We start from the raw sequence: 16,587 nt of genomic DNA, 5'->3' as shown, positions 1-16,587 counted from the left end.
ATCCTATGTATTGCTAATTAAATTTTTAACAATTTATATTAATATTATATGCAAATTCTAAAAAATATGTACTTAAAACAGATAAATATTTTAAATTTTCTTAAAAATTAATTAAAGAAAAAATCTTTAGTGCACTAATTATATAAACTAAAGATTTTACAAGCATATTATTTTTTAAATGGAAAATAATATTCAGGAGTTGATTTATCTATTACTTTGAATTCATATCCTTTATCCTTGTAGAATTTAATTACTTTAGGTAACGCCTTACAAGTATTTTTTTGACAATAATCACAATGCATAAGCAATATTACAGGATTTTTCCCCATTTTATTTTCGATAGAACGTTTAAACAACCTATCTGGGGCAGTTTTAGGTTTTATTCCATCTCCTGAGTCAATATTCCAATCATATATTTTAAAACCTTGGTACTCTAATTTTTCCTTAAATCCACTATTTAGTCTTTTAGCGCTCCCACAGGGAAACCTAATTATATTTGTTTTAACACCTGTTACTCTATAAATTTCATCTTGACATTTTAACATTTCATCAATAAATCTTTCATTATTAGAATATATACTTTTAGTTTTATGAGTATAGCTATGCAGTCCAACGCTATGTCCTTCATTTACAATTCTTTTAACTATAGCTTCTTGTCCCTGAATCTGGTTTCCTATAAGAAAAAATGTAGCCTTAACATCATATGTTTTTAGTGTATTTAATATACTACCAGTATTACAACTAGGTCCATCATCAAATGTTAAATATATTATTTTACTATCCTTTGAATCGTCTATAGCTTCTATTTTTTTATCAAAACCATACACATTGGTTATAAATAAAGAACATATAAAAATAAAAATTATACAAATTTTAATTAAAAATTTTCTCATTTCCCTCTCCTTTGTGTAAGTATATCATCAATAATATATTATCTCACTAATTTTTATTTTTATTAGAAAATATGATTATACATTAAAATTATATAAATATTATATTTTAAACAACAATTTTAATTCTATTAAACATAATACCTCATCTTCATTATATTTATAATAACAAACATATCATATGAAAGTTTAATTAATAGTATAAAAAAGTATAATTAGAACATACTAATAGTAACTAGAAATATCATAGTTTATATTCCTCTTAACTCCTATTTTGAAAATAACATGATAGCATATTTATAAGCAACCTCCACAATATTATTTTTAAAAGCTGTATCACTATTTTTAGTGTTATGGCTTTTTCTGCTTTCTTCAACAATATACCAATGTGATTATTACCCATTCTTATTTTCATAACTATATTATGATTCTTTTAAAACTAAAGATTTCACAGATAAAAATATTCAATAAAATACCACTTTACACAAGAACATATGTTCCGTATAATATGGATATACTAATTGGCAAAGGAAGATAAACAATGAAAAATAATTCTAAAAGATTAATATTTCATATAGATGTTAATTCTGCTTACTTAAGTTGGGAGGCAGCTTACAGATTACAACATGGAGAGCTTACTGATCTAAGAAAGATTCCTTCAGTTGTAGGTGGCAATGAAAAATTACGACATGGTATCGTATTAACCAAAAGTATTCCTGCAAAAAAGTTTGATATAAAAACAGGTGAACCTTTGTATTCTGCTAAAAATAAATGTACTAATCTAATTATAGTGCCACCTAAATATGATCTATATATTAAATGTAGTAATGCAATGCATAAACTCTTTGAAAACTATACTCCTATAGTTCAACGTTTTTCCATTGATGAAAGTTGGCTGGACTTCACAGATATGAAGAATCATTACCCTAATTATATTAAACTAGCCTATGAAATTAAAGATAAAATTAAAAACAATCTAGGATTCACTGTAAGCATAGGTATATCCAGTAACAAACTTTTGGCTAAAGTTGCATCAGATATGAAAAAACCTGATGCAATTACTACTCTATTTCCTCATGAAATTGAATCCAAAATGTGGAAACTTCCCGTGGAAAACTTGTTTGGGGTAGGTAAAGCTACATTACTTAAACTTCATAAATTAAATATATTCTCTATTGGAGATTTGGCAAACTATGATGTGGAAATTCTTAAAAACCATTTAAAAAGTCATGGTGTCATGCTTTGGAATTATGCAAATGGAATAGATAACTCAGAAGTAAAAAAAAATAATCATATTAATATAAAAAGTATGGGTAATAGCACAACTATCCCCTTTGATGTTACTGATAAACAAACTGCACATATAATCTTATTGTCTTTATGTGAGCGTGTAGCATCACGCTTAAGACAATCAAATAATTGTTGTAGAGTAATATCAGTTAATATAAAAGAAAATGATTTTAATTTCTATTCTCACCAACAAAAATTATATATTGCCACAGACTCTACACAAAAAATTGCTGAAGTCACTTATAAACTCTTTGATGAGTATTGGCAAGGTAATCCTATTAGACATTTAGGAATTCATGTAGCTGATTTATATAGTAATGATTTTTGTCAATATTCATTATTTGAAAATAAAAGTATTGAAAAACAAAAATCTATTGATTCAACAATTGATAAAATAAGACAAAAATATGGTGCTACTGCAATTAAACGTTCTTGTTTTATTAATTCAGGAATTTATCATATGTCTGGTGGAGTTGGGGATTTTGATTATCCTATTATGAATAGCAAATTATAAATGGAGTGTGATTTTAAATTATGAAAATCCTTAATAAAATAGTTCAAATGGTTGTTTGGTTTGACGAAAATGGAATACCTACTCCCGTTCGTTTTAGATTTAAAAATAAAGACGAAAGTTTTACTATCATTAAAATTAATGATATTTTAATTAGAGATAAAGAACATCTAGCCGGTAATCCTATGCTTGTATATAGGTGTAAAAGTTACATTAATGGAATTGAAAAACTTTACGAAATTAAATATGAAATAAACTCATGTAAATGGATATTATGGAAAATTTAATTTTTTCATGAAAATAATATTACCTTTTGTATATTAAATCTTAAACATATAGATAAAAGGTGCTTTTTAACAATTAAATTTTAAATATATATATTTGGTTAACCCTGATGCCAATATAGAAGTAACTCTATCTTCAAAAAATTGTTCTCCTAAAAAATTCATCATTCCTGTGAAGATTAAATCATTTTAATAGAACTAATTTTAAAAGACTAAATTTAAATAAAATCTACTCTATAGGAAAGTCACTATAAAAAAGTCTATTCCATAAGATACTTTTATGTATAATAGAATAAAAATTAATTTACATAAGGAGAAATATAACGATTAAAAAACTATTTAATAAAAATAATATAGAGATTCTATTTAAAAATTAATTTATAAAAAAATTACTATTAAAGGAATATCATGTGATTATATTCCATCTCAATTATTATAAATAATTTTCCATTAATACAAACTATTACCGCAATATCAACATATCTTATCTTAGTTCTTTTTTATTATATTTCTACAAGATACTATTAACTAATATATATGATTTATTATAATCCACTTTTTATATAATAACATTCAAATATATCACTCTTCAATTTTATATTATATATCATCTTTATTAATAATTTTTTTGTTATATCTCCTATTGCTGAATATACTATAGCAATAACACCATATAACTAAAGAATTGATATACAAATTCTTATTCCAAAACCTTTGGCACAAATATAGTAGTAAATTTTTATTATTCAAGACAAAACAAAAGACACTTTTGTATCAAGAAAAATCCTGATACAAAAGTGTCTTTTAAAATTTAATATATTATTTAATTTAAAAAGTTATCAGTTGGTCTATCCGTATAGTGTATATACACCGTAAAGCATATATTACTATCCTAGCTAACTCTATTTTTTAATCTTAACTTATCAGCTACCATAGCAATGAACTCAGAATTAGTTGGCTTACCCTTATCATTATGTATCGTATAGCCAAATATCCTGTTTATTGTATCTACTTGTCCTCTAGACCACGCTACTTCTATAGCGTGTCTTATAGCCCTTTCCACACGACTAGCGGTTGTATTATACTTTTTAGCTATAGATGGATATAATTCCTTTGTTACAGCAGATAGCAATTCCATATCATTTACTACCATAGTTATTGCTTCTCTTAAATACATATAACCTTTAATATGAGCTGGTACACCTATTTCGTGTATTATGTTGGTAATTTCCGCTTCTAAGTCTATAGGTTCATTTCTATTTACTCTAATTTCTCCACTTTCAATTATAGGTACTGTTCTTTTAACTTCATCACTTGATATTGTATTATTAAACATTTGCCTAATTCTTTTTGTAAATACATCCATATCAAATGGTTTTACTACATAATAATCCGCACCTAAAGTTATTGCTCTTTGAGTTATTTTATCCTGTCCTACAGCCGATAATACTATGATTCTTGGCATTGGTTCTATATCCATGCCATTTAACTTTTCTAATACTCCTAAACCATCAAGATGAGGCATAATTATATCCAAAACAACTAAATCTGGTTTTTTGTCCTCTATTAGTTTTAATGCTTCCACTCCATCTTTAGCTACTCCAACTACTACGATGTCTCTTTGGTTTAGTAAATAATCGTTTAAAATATTACAAAATTCCTTATTATCGTCCGCAATAACAACACTTATTTTTGAGTCTTCCATAATAACTACTCCCCTTTACATATTAATTCCCATATCTTAGCAATTAATAATTTCGACAAAAGAATGAGAATTCCTTCTTTAATAAGAAAATTTTTTCATAACAATATAAAATAATAGATAGCAATCATATTACTGCTATCTACAAGGATACAGTTTAGTAAAAATAATCTCATTATATTATAATCTTAGTCATTTATTAAAAATTTTAAACATTATTTTACTTCACTTTTATTTTACTTAGTTTTATTTTATTACTTCTCCATCTTTTAACATCCACTCAATATAAATTCCATATCCTGTATCTGGTTTATTTATAAGAACATGCGTGACTGCACCAATTATTTTATTGTCTTGTATAATTGGGCTTCCACTCATTCCCTGGACAATTCCACCTGTTTTTGCTAATAATTCTTTATCTATAACTTTAATTATCATACTTTTGGGACCAGGTGAACTTTGTGGTAATAATTTCTCTACCAATATATTATACAGCTTAGGCTCATTTCCGTCAATTGTACTAAGTATTTGAGCTGGTCCTTCTTTTATTTCATTTCTTAGTGCCAACTTCATTTTTTTATTTGCTTTATTATTTATATCCATATTAGATTTTCCAAATATTCCACATTGAGTATTTTTAAAAATTTCACCTAATACTACATCTTCATCTATGAAAATTCCTTTTAATTCACCAGGAGTACCTTTTTGCCCCTTTCTAACAGATACTATAGAAGACTGTACTATTTGACCAGAATTAACATTTAATATAGTTCCTGTATCTACATCTGTTATAGGATGACCTAAAGCACCAAATATCTTAGAATTTTCATCATAGAAAGTTAATGTTCCAACTCCAGCTGTAGAGTCTCTTACCCAAAGTCCTATTTTATAATTGCTGTCTGAACATTTTATTGGTTTTATTTTTGTATTTAATGTATTATTTTTTCTTTCTATTACTAATTGTATTTCTTCTCCTTTACTACTACTTATTTCGGAAGCCAACTTTTCGGAGCTGTTTATTTTTGTATTGTTGACTTTTACTATACTATCTCCAATTTGAATACCAGAATCTATTGCTGGACTTGGCACTTTACCTTCTTCTGTTTCCAAATCCGAAAGTGCTACTACTAAAACTCCTCTTGTATTTAACTTTACTCCTATTGGTTGCCCTCCAGGATATACAGAAAGATCTTTTGGAATAGATTTTATAGATACAGACTTTATTTTAAGTAACCCTAGTAAGCTAACATTTGCGCTTTTTTCATTTCCACTTATACCCTGAGATGTTTTTATACTATCATCCTCTATTAATTTTACAAATTTATTTGATTCAAAATTTTGACCTTCTCTTAAAAATATTGTAGTTGGTACATTATATGCTTTATAATAGGCAACTACTGTAATTAACAGGATGGATATTATAAAAGAACAAAATATTTTATTTTTTATTTTTTTCATGTTTATACCTCCTGTTTGCTCTTTTGTATACATTTAAGTTGCCCTTTTAAAAGTTTTATTATGCTGTGATATCTTTGTATATGTAGTCAACTATTACTTGTATAAACTAAATTTATAACAATGAGACAAAAAAAAGGTTACAATAATAGTTATATTGTAACCTTTTTAATAAAAAAATATATCTTTTTGTATCAAATTTTATTTAAAGTAATTTTAAAAAAATTATACAAAATTTTAACTTATAAGTTCATGTTTTTTATGTTCCGCCATCTTTACCATTTCTTGAGCATTCTTTAAAGTTAGTTCAGTCATTTCTGTTCCACTAATCATTCTTCCTATTTCTTTTTCTTTTTCTTCAATAGAAAGTTGTTTTACCAATGTATAAGTTTTACTTTTACATATTTTTTTGCTAATTAAATAATGATAGTCTGACATAGCTGCAATTTGTGGAAGATGAGTAACACAAAAAACTTGATGCTTATTTGATATTACATACATTTTTTCTGCTACACTTTGCGCAATTCTTCCACTAATTCCTGTATCTATTTCATCAAATATTACAGAAGGTATTTTGTCCTTATCTACAAACACAGTTTTTAAAGCTAACATTACTCTTGAAAGTTCTCCTCCAGATACCACCTTTTCAAGAGGTTTTAATGGTTCTCCTGGATTAGTGGCTATTAAAAATTGAACTGTATCCATTCCATTTTCATTAAAATCAACTTCATTAAAATTTACCTGTATTTTAAATGAACTTTTTCCCATTCCTATATAATTTAACTCTTCTTTAATATTTTTTTCTAAAGTTTTTGCAACATTAACCCTTATTTTATTAATATCCAAAGCTTTAAGTTTTAAAGATTTTAATATTACCTTCTTATTATTATTTAACTTCTCTATTATTTCACTGCTATGTAACAAATCTTCATACTGTTTTTCTATTTTATCTTTATATTCTATAATTCCTTTTATATCTGGTGCATATTTTTTCTTTAATGCTGCTAGCTGAAATAGCCTACTATTAATAAAGTTAAGCTCATCTTCATCATAATATATATCTTCTTTTATACTTCTCACATCTTGTGTAATTTGTTGTATAATATAATAAACTTCTTGCAAAGAAGTTGTAATAGATTCTATTTTTTCCATATGATTTTCAACAGTTCTTAAATCTTTTAATATGTAAGAAATACTATCTAAAAGAGATGGCGTACTTTCTTCTCCATTATATAAAACTTCATAACTTAAAGATAAAACCTTGCTTATTTTTTCAGAATTGGATAATATATTAAATTTTTCATTTAACTCTTCTTCTTCTTCAATTTTTAATTTTGCATTATTTATTTCATCTATTTGAAACTTTAAAAAGTCTATTAACTTTTCTCTTTCACCATCATTTCCTGACAATTCCAATATTTTTTTTTCTATTTTTTTTAAATCATTATAACATTTCCTGTATTCTTCTAATTCTTTTTTTATACTAGCTTCTCCAAAATAATCTAAATACATTAAATGTTTAGAGGTATTTAATAAATTTTGATTTTCATGTTGACCATGTATATCTAGTAAAGTTTCCGTTATAGATTTTAGAGCTGATAAAAGTATAGTTCTTCCATTAATTTTAGTTATACTCTTTCCACTTTGAAAAGTCTCTCTACTTATTATTATATAATCTTCATATTCTATTCCCTTATTTATAAGTTCTTCTTTTGTCTTTTCATTTTCTAATGTAAAAATAGCTTCTACAAAGGTCTTATCTTTTCCTGTTCTTATAAGATCCTTATTAAATTTTCCACCCAATACATAGTTAATTGCATCTATTAATATAGATTTCCCTGCACCAGTTTCACCAGTAAGGATATTAAATCCTTTTTCGAAGGAAATACTTAATTCTTCTATTAATGCAAAGTTTTTTATATTTAACTGAAGAAGCATTATAATCCACCTATCCTGTTATCATTTTTTTCATCTTTTGAGTTATTTCAGCTGCTTGTTCTTCACTTCTGGCCATAACAAAAATTGTATTATCTCCTGCTAAACTTCCTGCTATCCCATCAAACCTAAAACAATCTATAGCTTCTGCAGCTCCCGCAGCAGAACCTGGAAGTGTTTTTATTACTACAAAGTTCATTACATTTTCTACACTCATAACAGATTGAGAAAATATATTTACAAGTTTATCAGAAATATAATTTTCTTTATGATTTATAGTAGCATATTTATACTTACCGTTATTTGATAAAACTTTTATTAGTTTTAACTCTTTTATATCTCTAGATACAGTAGCTTGAGTAATATTCATGCCACTTTTTTTAAGTTCTTCTGCCAACTCCTCTTGAGTTTCTATATCTTTTGAAGCTATAAGCTCTAATATTTTTGCATGACGTGTAACCTTCATATTTTTCACCTTCTTATTTCTTAATTTTATAAGTATAATTTTTTTCTTAATATACTAAAATAATCCTGATAATTTAATTTTATAAGTCTACATTTATAAGGAGAAGCTTTTATATCTATATTATCTACACCTGATAAATCAATTGTTTCCTGTCCATCAATTGATAAATGCACATCTCCAAATTTTTTTTCAAATGTAACCTTTATATTACTATGTTCATTAAGAACTATACTCCTCATACCTAAAGAATGGGAACAAATAGGTGTTAAACACATAACCTTAAGTGTTGGATATATTATAGGCCCACCAGCAGAAAGTGAATATGCTGTAGATCCTGTTGGAGTAGATACTATAACTCCATCTGATACAAAAGTAGTATAATAATTACCATCAATATGTACATTATACTTTACAACTCTTCCTATGACACCTTTAGATATTACAATATCATTTAAAGCATGATATGTGTTTACTTTATCAGTAAAATTTATATAACACTGTATCATACTTCTTTCTTCTATAGTATAATTGTTGTTTAAAATACTTCTTATTGCAAAGTCTAATTCTGAACTTTCTACCTCTGCTAAAAAGCCCAGATGTCCTATATTAATTCCCAATATAGGAACATTATATTTTGCTAAGTATTTAGATGATTTTAGTATAGTTCCATCTCCACCAAGTACTATAACCATATCTAAATCTTTAGTGGTCTCATTTTCAAATCCTACAGAATCCTTATATGATATTGTTTCTATATTTTTACAAACTTCTCTTATTTTTAATACTAAAGATTCTAATATTCTACCATCAAAATCTTTATTCGAATTAACATTAATCCCTATTTTTTTCATGTAATTACCTCTCATCTAAATTTTCATGAGACATATCTACTATATCCTTTATATTATTTATAGAAAATTTTTCATTATATTCTTTATCCTTGGTAAAATAAATAAGATACTCTATATTGCCTTCAGGCCCTTTTATTGGTGAATACTGCAATCCTTTAATTTTTAAATTGGATTTTTTAACAAAGAGGACTATTTTATTAATTACCTCTTCATGAACGCTTTTCTCCCTAACTACCCCTTTTTTTCCAACCTTGTCTCTTCCGGCTTCGAACTGCGGCTTAATTAAAGCTACCATTTCTCCTTTATCAGATAATAACTTTAAAGCTGGAGGAATTACTTTTTCTAAAGAAATAAAAGATACATCTATGCTACCAAAATCAGCATACTCACCTACATCATCATAAGTTACATATCTAAAATTTGTTCTTTCCATACATATAACTCTAGGATCTGTTCTAAGTTTCCATGCAAGTTGCCCATAACCTACATCTATAGCAAAAACCTTGCTAGCTCCATTTTGGAGCATACAATCTGTAAATCCTCCTGTAGCTGCACCTATATCTAAACATGTTTTATTCTTTAAATTTATATCAAAGTTTCTTATAGCCTTTTCTAATTTATATCCACCTCTACTAACATAAGGCATTTTTTCACCCTTAAATTCTACATTAGAATTTTCTTTAACTTTTTCTCCACATTTATCGAATCTAATCCCATCAATAAATATTTCTCCTGCCATTATGCTAGCCTTAGCTCTTTCCCTTGACTCAAAAAAACCTTTTTCAACCAACAATACATCTAGTCTAACTTTCTTTTCAGACATGTTTAACTCCTTTTCTATATCAGTTTTATTATATTTTCAACTATTCCATCCACATCTAATCCATAATTTTTATATAAAATATTTACATTCCCGTGTGGAACAAATTCATCTTTAAAAGCCAAATTAATAACTTTACAACTTTTACCTATATCATGTAAATAATCTAATACTAACGAGCCAAACCCACCGTATAACACATTATCCTCTAAAGTAATTATGTTCTCTTTATCCTTAGTTAAATTTTTAAGCATAGCTATATCTAAAGGTTTTATAAAAGGAGCATTTATAACTGATATTTTTACCCCCATGTTCAAAAGCCTTTCCCTCGCTAGCAACGCTGTACTTACCATTTTACCAGTAGCTATTACTGCTATATTACCTTCATCATATAATACTTCCCATTTTCCTATTTTAAAATCCTTTTGTACAGGTATATCTGACTTATCACAGTCTCCTCCCCTAGGATATCTTATAGCTACAGGAAAATCTTGATTTAATGCCCACCTTAACATATGTTCAATTTCATAAACACATTTAGGTGCCATTATAGTCATATTAGGTATATGGGAAAGATAAGACAAATCAAAAATTCCTTGATGCGTTTCTCCATCAGCACCAACTATACCTGCCCTATCAATTGCAAATACTACAGGCAAATTCTGTATACATACATCATGTAATACTTGATCATATGCCCTTTGAAGAAAAGTAGAATATACAGCAAAAACAGGTCTTAATCCATCTGCCGCCATACCAGCTGCCATAGTCACTGCATGTTGCTCGGCTATACCTACGTCAAAAAATCTATTTTTAAATTTTTTTGCAAAACCTTCAAGTCCTGTCCCATCACGCATAGCGGCGGTTATAGCTACCACCTTTTCATTTTCATCTGCAACTTTTATCATAGAATCTCCAAAAGCTTGAGAATATGTTAATACCTTTCCCTTTAAAGCTTTTCCATTTGTGCAATCAAAAGGTCCTATTCCATGAAATTTATCTGGATTATTTTCAGCAAACTCGTACCCTTTCCCTTTGGTTGTAACAACATGTATAAGTACGGGTCCTTTTATTTCTCTTGCTTTAGACATAACTTTGCTTAATTCTTTAATATTATGACCATCTATCGGTCCAAAATACTTTATTCCCATATTTTCAAAAAGCATACCAGGTACAACCATCTGTTTTATACCATTTTTTATTTTTTCAATAGTTCTAGCCATGCTACCGCCTATATTAGGTATTTTTTTCAATACAGATTCTACATCTTGCTTGAATTTATTATACCCTGGCTCTACTCTAAGTTTACTTAGATATGTAGATAACCCTCCTACATTTTTACCTATAGACATTTGATTATCATTTAATATTATAATCATCTTGGAATTTCTATACCCTATATCATTTAACGCTTCTAAAGCCATTCCCCCGGTTAAAGCCCCATCTCCAATTACCGCAACAACTTCATGATGCTGTTTCTTTAAATCTCTAGCTCTTGCCATACCCAAAGCAGCTGAAATAGACGTGCTACTATGGCCAGTTTCGAAATGATCATATTTACTTTCCACTTTTTTAGGGAACCCACTAAGTCCATTATACTTTCTAAGTGTATCAAATTTATCTTTTCTACCTGTAAGTATTTTATGTACATATGATTGATGTCCAACATCCCATATTAATCTATCTTCTTTAAAATTAAATACGTTATATAAACTTATAGTTAATTCCACCACTCCAAGATTTGATGCAAGGTGTCCTCCTGTTTTCGAAACATTTTCTATTAAAAATTCTCTAATTTCTTTTGCAAAAACATCTAACTCTTCTAAAGTCATACTCCTTATTTCATTTATATCCTTATATTCATCCAGTATTTTATACATGTTCATCTATCCTTTTTTATTAGATATATTATTCTTGATACCCTATCTATTATTTTTTCACTTTCATTCATAGCAAAACCTTTTCCAAGTGCTTTTCCACCAACTGTAGCTGCGGCTACAATAGCCCCCATAAATGCAGCAATTAAAGTTGTATTACCGTTAGGAAAGGTTATCAAAACTTTACTAGTTATTAATGCCCCAACAGAACCACTAACTATACCACATACATCTCCCACCACATCATTGCAAAAGTTAGATACTTTATCTGCATTTCTAATTAGTTTAACTGCAATTTTAGCACCAGGTAATTTTTTAGCAGCTTTAGAATGAAAAGGAGTCTCATCAGCTGCAGTAACAGCTACCCCTATTATATCAAATATAATACCTACACATATTATAAAAATCAATATAATAAAAGCTACTAATAACATTTTTATATTTCTTAGTAGCATATCAGACAAAAGGTTAGCAGTTCCTGAAATAACTATTGTCCATAATACAATAGTTATAGTCCATTTCATATTAACCCTTGATTTATTATTTTTTAATGTATTTTTCTTATTTATATTATTATCACTCTTATCTTTGACTTTTACATCATTATCCAAATTAAAAATCCTCCAATTATAAATGGAAGGTGGCAGTAAATCGAGTAAACCTTGCGGCTTAGGTCCAGTAGGATTTCCCACAGAATAATCAAAATGTCGCCATTTTGACGGTTTCCCTTTAATATTCTATCTGTAATGTCGCCATTAACAGGACTGGATTACCACTTAGTCCGCACTGCAATCCTCAATATACTTCGGTGAGAACAGTCTAGGAGATTTCCTCGACAGTTAGGTATCCCCTTAGCCTCTTTTGCAATATAGGTTTCAGCACACTAGGCTTGTAACTTTTGGCCAAAGTTACAAGTTGCTATTACCTCTCCCCACATCACTCAAGGCAGGCTACACTGCACATAGCTTTTATACCACAATGCAGGTTTAATCCATTTTCGTGCAATAGGCGACTAACCTAAAACACAAATAATGGTCTCCACGGAAATAGGGTCAGTTCCCGCATGCCATTGCGGCCGCCCCATTTTCCTTACTCCCAGCACCAACCCATGACTGGGCGTCATAAGCCAGCACAAGGAACTTCATCGATGTGCCCTTTGACGGATTTTTAGCCCCGCCTTCAGAAGACACTTACCTGACTAGAATACTGCGCCACCATTCCTATAAGATTATAACATATTTCCATCTAAAAATAATAATTTACTTTAGATGATGTTTCATAATTTTACAATATGCTATTTTAAAAGTCAATATTCTAATAATCCCTTTTAAGCAAGAATAAAGTCAATTCCTCTAATTTACTCGTATCTCTTTCCATATTATTTAAAACCTCTATACATTCTTCACTAAGTTCATTACACATATTTTTACACTGCTCTAACCCATACTTCTTAACAAAAGTAGTCTTATTATTTTTTTTATCTTTATTTAAACTTTTTCCAATTTTGTCTTTGTTTCCCACTACATCCAAAATATCATCTTTAATTTGAAATGCCAACCCTAGCATTTCTCCAAATTTTTTTAAACTCTCTAAGTCCTTTGAGCAAGCTCCTGCCATAGTTGCTCCGGATATTATAGAGGCTCTTATAAGCTCCCCTGTTTTTTTATTATGCATATAATAAAGCTCATCTAATTCCACAGATTTACCTTCACTTAATATGTCTACAGTTTGGCCTGCAATCATTCCATCGGTACCAGCAGCTTCTGCTATAACTTTAGCAGCCTTTAAAAAATTCAAACCTTTATTTAAAGCACTTTCAATTAATATGGAAAACGCTTCATTTAACAACCCATCTCCTGCTAAAACCGCTAAATTTTCTCCAAATACTTTATGATTGGTTGGTTTTCCTCTTCTTAAATTATCATCATCCATACATGGCAGATCATCATGTATAAGGGAATATGTATGAATCATTTCAATAGCCCCTGCAACAGGCATAGCCTCTTTATAATTATCATTATAGAGGCCATATGTAAGAAGATTTAATATAGGTCTTATTCTTTTACCACCAATATTAAGACTATAAGACATTGCTTCAAATAATTTCCTATTAAAACTTTCTCTATTATTAAAATAATTGTTTAAATAAACATCTACCTCTTTTTTTAAGGTTTCTACGTGCATTTATATCACCTCAATCTTTAAAAAATATTTTTAGTCCAATTCTTTTTCTCCATTATCCGTAAGAATTTTTATTTTACCCTCAGCTTCATTTAAAGTTTTATATAGTTTATTACATATTTTAATACCTTCCTCATATTTTTTCATAGAATCTTCTAAAGTAAGCTCATTACTATCCATAATCTCCACTATATTTTCTAACTTATCCATTAAACTCTCATAACTTTCAATTTTCCTTGGCATAATAACACCACCCTATTAAATAATTACTACAAATTATATTTTATCATTTATTTCTCTTATCTATATTAAAATAGCCATATCCATCTTTTAAAGTTATTTTAACAATGGATAAAGCATTTAAAATCTCAATTTCATTGACTATTTTATTGTCTTCATCTTGAATTACTGAATATCCTTTATCTAATATGCTCAATGGATTACGTGCAATAAGCAATGCATTAAGCTTAGAAAGCTTTTCTTTATTCATGTTCAAGTAAGAATTAATTTTATGTGTCAAAAGCTTTTTGATCCTATCTATTTTTTCATATTCTTTAACTATATTGTTTAACGGATTATTAAAATTCAACCTTCTATTTAATATATCAACTTTATTATATTTTTCATTTAACATGTTAATCATATAGCTGTTTAAATTTTTTTTATATTGCTTTAATTTATTATTAGCTTCCTGCAAGTTAAGTACGGCTATTTCTGCAGCAGCAGAAGGAGTTGAAGCCCTCCTGTCACTAACAAAATCTACTATTGTATAATCAGTTTCATGCCCTACCCCTGTAATAATAGGAATTTTAGACGAATAAATTTGTCTTGCTAACTCTTCATTATTAAAGGTCCATAGCTCTTCTATAGACCCTCCACCTCTAGCAATAATTATAAGATCTACATTTTTTCTAAAGTTAAAAAAGTTTATTCCATTTATTATTGTCTGACTAGCCTCAATTCCTTGAACTAATGCAGGAAATATATATATATTACAATTAGCGTTCCTTCTTTTAGAAACATTTATAATATCTCTTATAGCCGCTCCTGTAGAAGATGTTATTACCCCTATATTTTCAGCATAATAGGGAATGGGCTTTTTATGATTTTCATCAAAAAGACCTTCCTTTTGCAACTTATCTTTTAGTTTTTCAAAAGCTATATATAGTTCTCCTAGCCCCTGCATTTGAATTTCATCGCAATAAAGCTGATAAGAACCATCTTTAGTGTATACAGATATTCTTCCTCTAATTCTTACTTTCATTCCATTTTCTGGAATTATCCTTAAATTTCTAGTATTACTTCTAAACATTACACAATTTATTTTACTAAACTCATCTTTTAAGGAAAAATACATATGTCCTGAAGAATGTAATTTAAAATTAGAAATTTCCCCACTTACCAATGTATTATTTAGTATAAAATCGTTATCTATAATCTTTTTTATATAATTATTCACATCTGACACAGATAAAGTTTTTATATGCATCCCTTTAAAACCTCACATGTATTTTTTACAAGCATAGTTGGCGTCATTGAACCAACTCCACCTGGTACTGGTGTTATAAAACTAACCTTTCCTAACACATTATAATAATCTACATCTCCTACCATCTTACCATTTTCTACTGAAAAACCAACATCAATTACTACAGCCCCTTTCTTAACCATATCCAGAGTAACTACTTTTGGTTTCCCAACAGCTGATACTAAAATATCAGCCTCCTTACAAATTTTCTCTAAATTTTCCGTTTTTGAATGGCATATAGTAACAGTAGCATCCTCATTTACTAAAAGCTGAGCAACTGGCTTCCCAACTATAGTACTTCTTCCTAAAACCACAGCTTTTTTTCCACAAATTTTTATTCCAGTGCTTTTTATAAGTTCTATAATTCCTTGGGCAGTACATGGTATAAAACACTTTTCTCCTTTATAAAACTTACCTGAATTAATATCTGTTAATCCATCTACATCTTTTTTATAATAAATCCTATTAATAATTTTTTCTCCATTAAATTTTTTGGGTAAAGGCAGTTGAAGAATTATACCATGTGTATTTTTATCTTTATTTAAATTATCAATAGTTTTTAACACTTCTTCTTCAGCAATATTTTCGTTTAAAATAATACTTTTAAACTCTACCCCCATTTCGCTACAAATCTTGCTTTGATTTTTTATATAAAATAATGAGCCTTTATCACTACCTACTAAAATACTTGCAATACAAGGAGGTTCAAGTCCCTTATCAACTCTTTTCTTTATAAATTCTTTCAAATTTTTTCTATAATCCATAGCCACTTTTTTGCCATCTATTGGTACTCCCAT

General features: G+C 28.2%; 15 protein-coding genes. 2 read left to right on the top strand and 13 right to left on the bottom strand.

Annotated elements, in window-relative coordinates; genetic code table 11:
- Positions 1–167: 167 nt before the first annotated feature.
- Positions 168–893 carry a polysaccharide deacetylase family protein gene (locus tag EJL03_RS01905; protein ID WP_125152274.1) on the bottom strand — a complete coding sequence of 242 codons (726 nt, stop codon included), beginning with the start codon at positions 891–893 and terminating at the stop codon, positions 168–170.
- Between the two features lie 538 nt (positions 894–1,431).
- On the opposite strand from EJL03_RS01905, the gene EJL03_RS01900 reads away from it, so the two are divergent.
- Complete coding sequence (locus EJL03_RS01900) at positions 1,432–2,694, top strand: Y-family DNA polymerase (protein WP_125152273.1); 1,263 nt, start codon at positions 1,432–1,434, stop codon at positions 2,692–2,694.
- A 20-nt stretch (positions 2,695–2,714) separates the two neighbouring features.
- Positions 2,715–2,978 (top strand): hypothetical protein, encoded by a 264-nt coding sequence (locus EJL03_RS01895; RefSeq protein ID WP_125152272.1) that lies wholly within the window; start codon positions 2,715–2,717, stop codon positions 2,976–2,978.
- 889 nt (positions 2,979–3,867) lie between these two features.
- Here the strand turns inward: EJL03_RS01895 and spo0A are convergent.
- From spo0A to EJL03_RS01830, 12 genes are all read right to left on the bottom strand, one after another.
- A complete protein-coding gene (gene spo0A / locus EJL03_RS01890) occupies positions 3,868–4,680 on the bottom strand; it encodes a sporulation transcription factor Spo0A (protein ID WP_125152271.1) in 813 nt (270 codons plus the stop codon).
- Positions 4,681–4,923: 243 nt separating this feature from the next.
- Positions 4,924–6,135, bottom strand: coding sequence for a SpoIVB peptidase (gene spoIVB / locus EJL03_RS01885; RefSeq protein ID WP_125152270.1), 1,212 nt, complete (start codon positions 6,133–6,135; stop codon positions 4,924–4,926).
- Positions 6,136–6,369: 234 nt separating this feature from the next.
- On the bottom strand, positions 6,370–8,070 hold the full coding sequence (gene recN / locus EJL03_RS01880) for a DNA repair protein RecN (protein WP_125152269.1): 1,701 nt from the start codon (positions 8,068–8,070) through the stop codon (positions 6,370–6,372).
- A gap of 10 nt (positions 8,071–8,080) precedes the next feature.
- The gene (locus EJL03_RS01875; RefSeq protein ID WP_125152268.1) at positions 8,081–8,533 is read right to left on the bottom strand and encodes an arginine repressor; all 453 of its coding nucleotides are present in this window, start codon (positions 8,531–8,533) and stop codon (positions 8,081–8,083) included.
- Between the two features lie 26 nt (positions 8,534–8,559).
- Positions 8,560–9,384: an NAD(+)/NADH kinase gene (locus tag EJL03_RS01870; RefSeq protein ID WP_125152267.1), complete on the bottom strand. Its 825-nt coding sequence runs from the start codon at positions 9,382–9,384 to the stop codon at positions 8,560–8,562.
- A gap of 4 nt (positions 9,385–9,388) precedes the next feature.
- Positions 9,389–10,207, bottom strand: a complete 819-nt coding sequence (locus tag EJL03_RS01865; protein ID WP_125152266.1) for a TlyA family RNA methyltransferase — start codon at positions 10,205–10,207, stop codon at positions 9,389–9,391.
- 14 nt (positions 10,208–10,221) lie between these two features.
- On the bottom strand, positions 10,222–12,084 hold the full coding sequence (gene dxs / locus EJL03_RS01860; RefSeq protein ID WP_125152265.1) for a 1-deoxy-D-xylulose-5-phosphate synthase: 1,863 nt from the start codon (positions 12,082–12,084) through the stop codon (positions 10,222–10,224).
- 2 nt (positions 12,085–12,086) lie between these two features.
- Positions 12,087–12,605 (bottom strand): CNNM domain-containing protein, encoded by a 519-nt coding sequence (locus EJL03_RS01855; RefSeq protein ID WP_125152450.1) that lies wholly within the window; start codon positions 12,603–12,605, stop codon positions 12,087–12,089.
- Positions 12,606–13,395: 790 nt separating this feature from the next.
- Positions 13,396–14,265: a polyprenyl synthetase family protein gene (locus EJL03_RS01845; protein WP_125152264.1), complete on the bottom strand. Its 870-nt coding sequence runs from the start codon at positions 14,263–14,265 to the stop codon at positions 13,396–13,398.
- Between the two features lie 30 nt (positions 14,266–14,295).
- Positions 14,296–14,505, bottom strand: coding sequence for an exodeoxyribonuclease VII small subunit (locus EJL03_RS01840; protein WP_125152263.1), 210 nt, complete (start codon positions 14,503–14,505; stop codon positions 14,296–14,298).
- Positions 14,506–14,548: 43 nt separating this feature from the next.
- Positions 14,549–15,751, bottom strand: a complete 1,203-nt coding sequence (gene xseA / locus EJL03_RS01835; RefSeq protein ID WP_125152262.1) for an exodeoxyribonuclease VII large subunit — start codon at positions 15,749–15,751, stop codon at positions 14,549–14,551.
- Positions 15,742–16,587, bottom strand: coding sequence for a tetrahydrofolate dehydrogenase/cyclohydrolase catalytic domain-containing protein (locus EJL03_RS01830; protein WP_125152261.1), 846 nt, complete (start codon positions 16,585–16,587; stop codon positions 15,742–15,744). The genes xseA and EJL03_RS01830 overlap by 10 nt, the downstream gene beginning before the upstream one ends.

The organism is Clostridium rectalis (assembly GCF_900626095.1).
Classification (GTDB): domain Bacteria; phylum Bacillota; class Clostridia; order Clostridiales; family Clostridiaceae; genus Clostridium_AS; species Clostridium_AS rectalis.
Note: the sequence above shows the minus strand (reverse complement) of the source record. Positions and strands in the feature narration are given on the sequence as shown.

Excerpts from the sequence above, each read along its gene's own strand:
- EJL03_RS01905 (WP_125152274.1), bottom strand. The coding sequence starts at position 893 with ATGAGAAAATTTTTAATTAAAATTTGTATAATTTTTATTTTTATATGT.
- EJL03_RS01900 (WP_125152273.1), top strand. The coding sequence starts at position 1,432 with ATGAAAAATAATTCTAAAAGATTAATATTTCATATAGATGTTAATTCT.
- EJL03_RS01895 (WP_125152272.1), top strand. The coding sequence starts at position 2,715 with ATGAAAATCCTTAATAAAATAGTTCAAATGGTTGTTTGGTTTGACGAA.
- spo0A (WP_125152271.1), bottom strand. The coding sequence starts at position 4,680 with ATGGAAGACTCAAAAATAAGTGTTGTTATTGCGGACGATAATAAGGAA.
- spoIVB (WP_125152270.1), bottom strand. The coding sequence starts at position 6,135 with ATGAAAAAAATAAAAAATAAAATATTTTGTTCTTTTATAATATCCATC.
- recN (WP_125152269.1), bottom strand. The coding sequence starts at position 8,070 with ATGCTTCTTCAGTTAAATATAAAAAACTTTGCATTAATAGAAGAATTA.
- EJL03_RS01875 (WP_125152268.1), bottom strand. The coding sequence starts at position 8,533 with ATGAAGGTTACACGTCATGCAAAAATATTAGAGCTTATAGCTTCAAAA.
- EJL03_RS01870 (WP_125152267.1), bottom strand. The coding sequence starts at position 9,384 with ATGAAAAAAATAGGGATTAATGTTAATTCGAATAAAGATTTTGATGGT.
- EJL03_RS01865 (WP_125152266.1), bottom strand. The coding sequence starts at position 10,207 with ATGTCTGAAAAGAAAGTTAGACTAGATGTATTGTTGGTTGAAAAAGGT.
- dxs (WP_125152265.1), bottom strand. The coding sequence starts at position 12,084 with ATGTATAAAATACTGGATGAATATAAGGATATAAATGAAATAAGGAGT.
- EJL03_RS01855 (WP_125152450.1), bottom strand. The coding sequence starts at position 12,605 with ATGAAATGGACTATAACTATTGTATTATGGACAATAGTTATTTCAGGA.
- EJL03_RS01845 (WP_125152264.1), bottom strand. The coding sequence starts at position 14,265 with ATGCACGTAGAAACCTTAAAAAAAGAGGTAGATGTTTATTTAAACAAT.
- EJL03_RS01840 (WP_125152263.1), bottom strand. The coding sequence starts at position 14,505 with ATGCCAAGGAAAATTGAAAGTTATGAGAGTTTAATGGATAAGTTAGAA.
- xseA (WP_125152262.1), bottom strand. The coding sequence starts at position 15,751 with ATGCATATAAAAACTTTATCTGTGTCAGATGTGAATAATTATATAAAA.
- EJL03_RS01830 (WP_125152261.1), bottom strand. The coding sequence starts at position 16,587 with ATGGGAGTACCAATAGATGGCAAAAAAGTGGCTATGGATTATAGAAAA.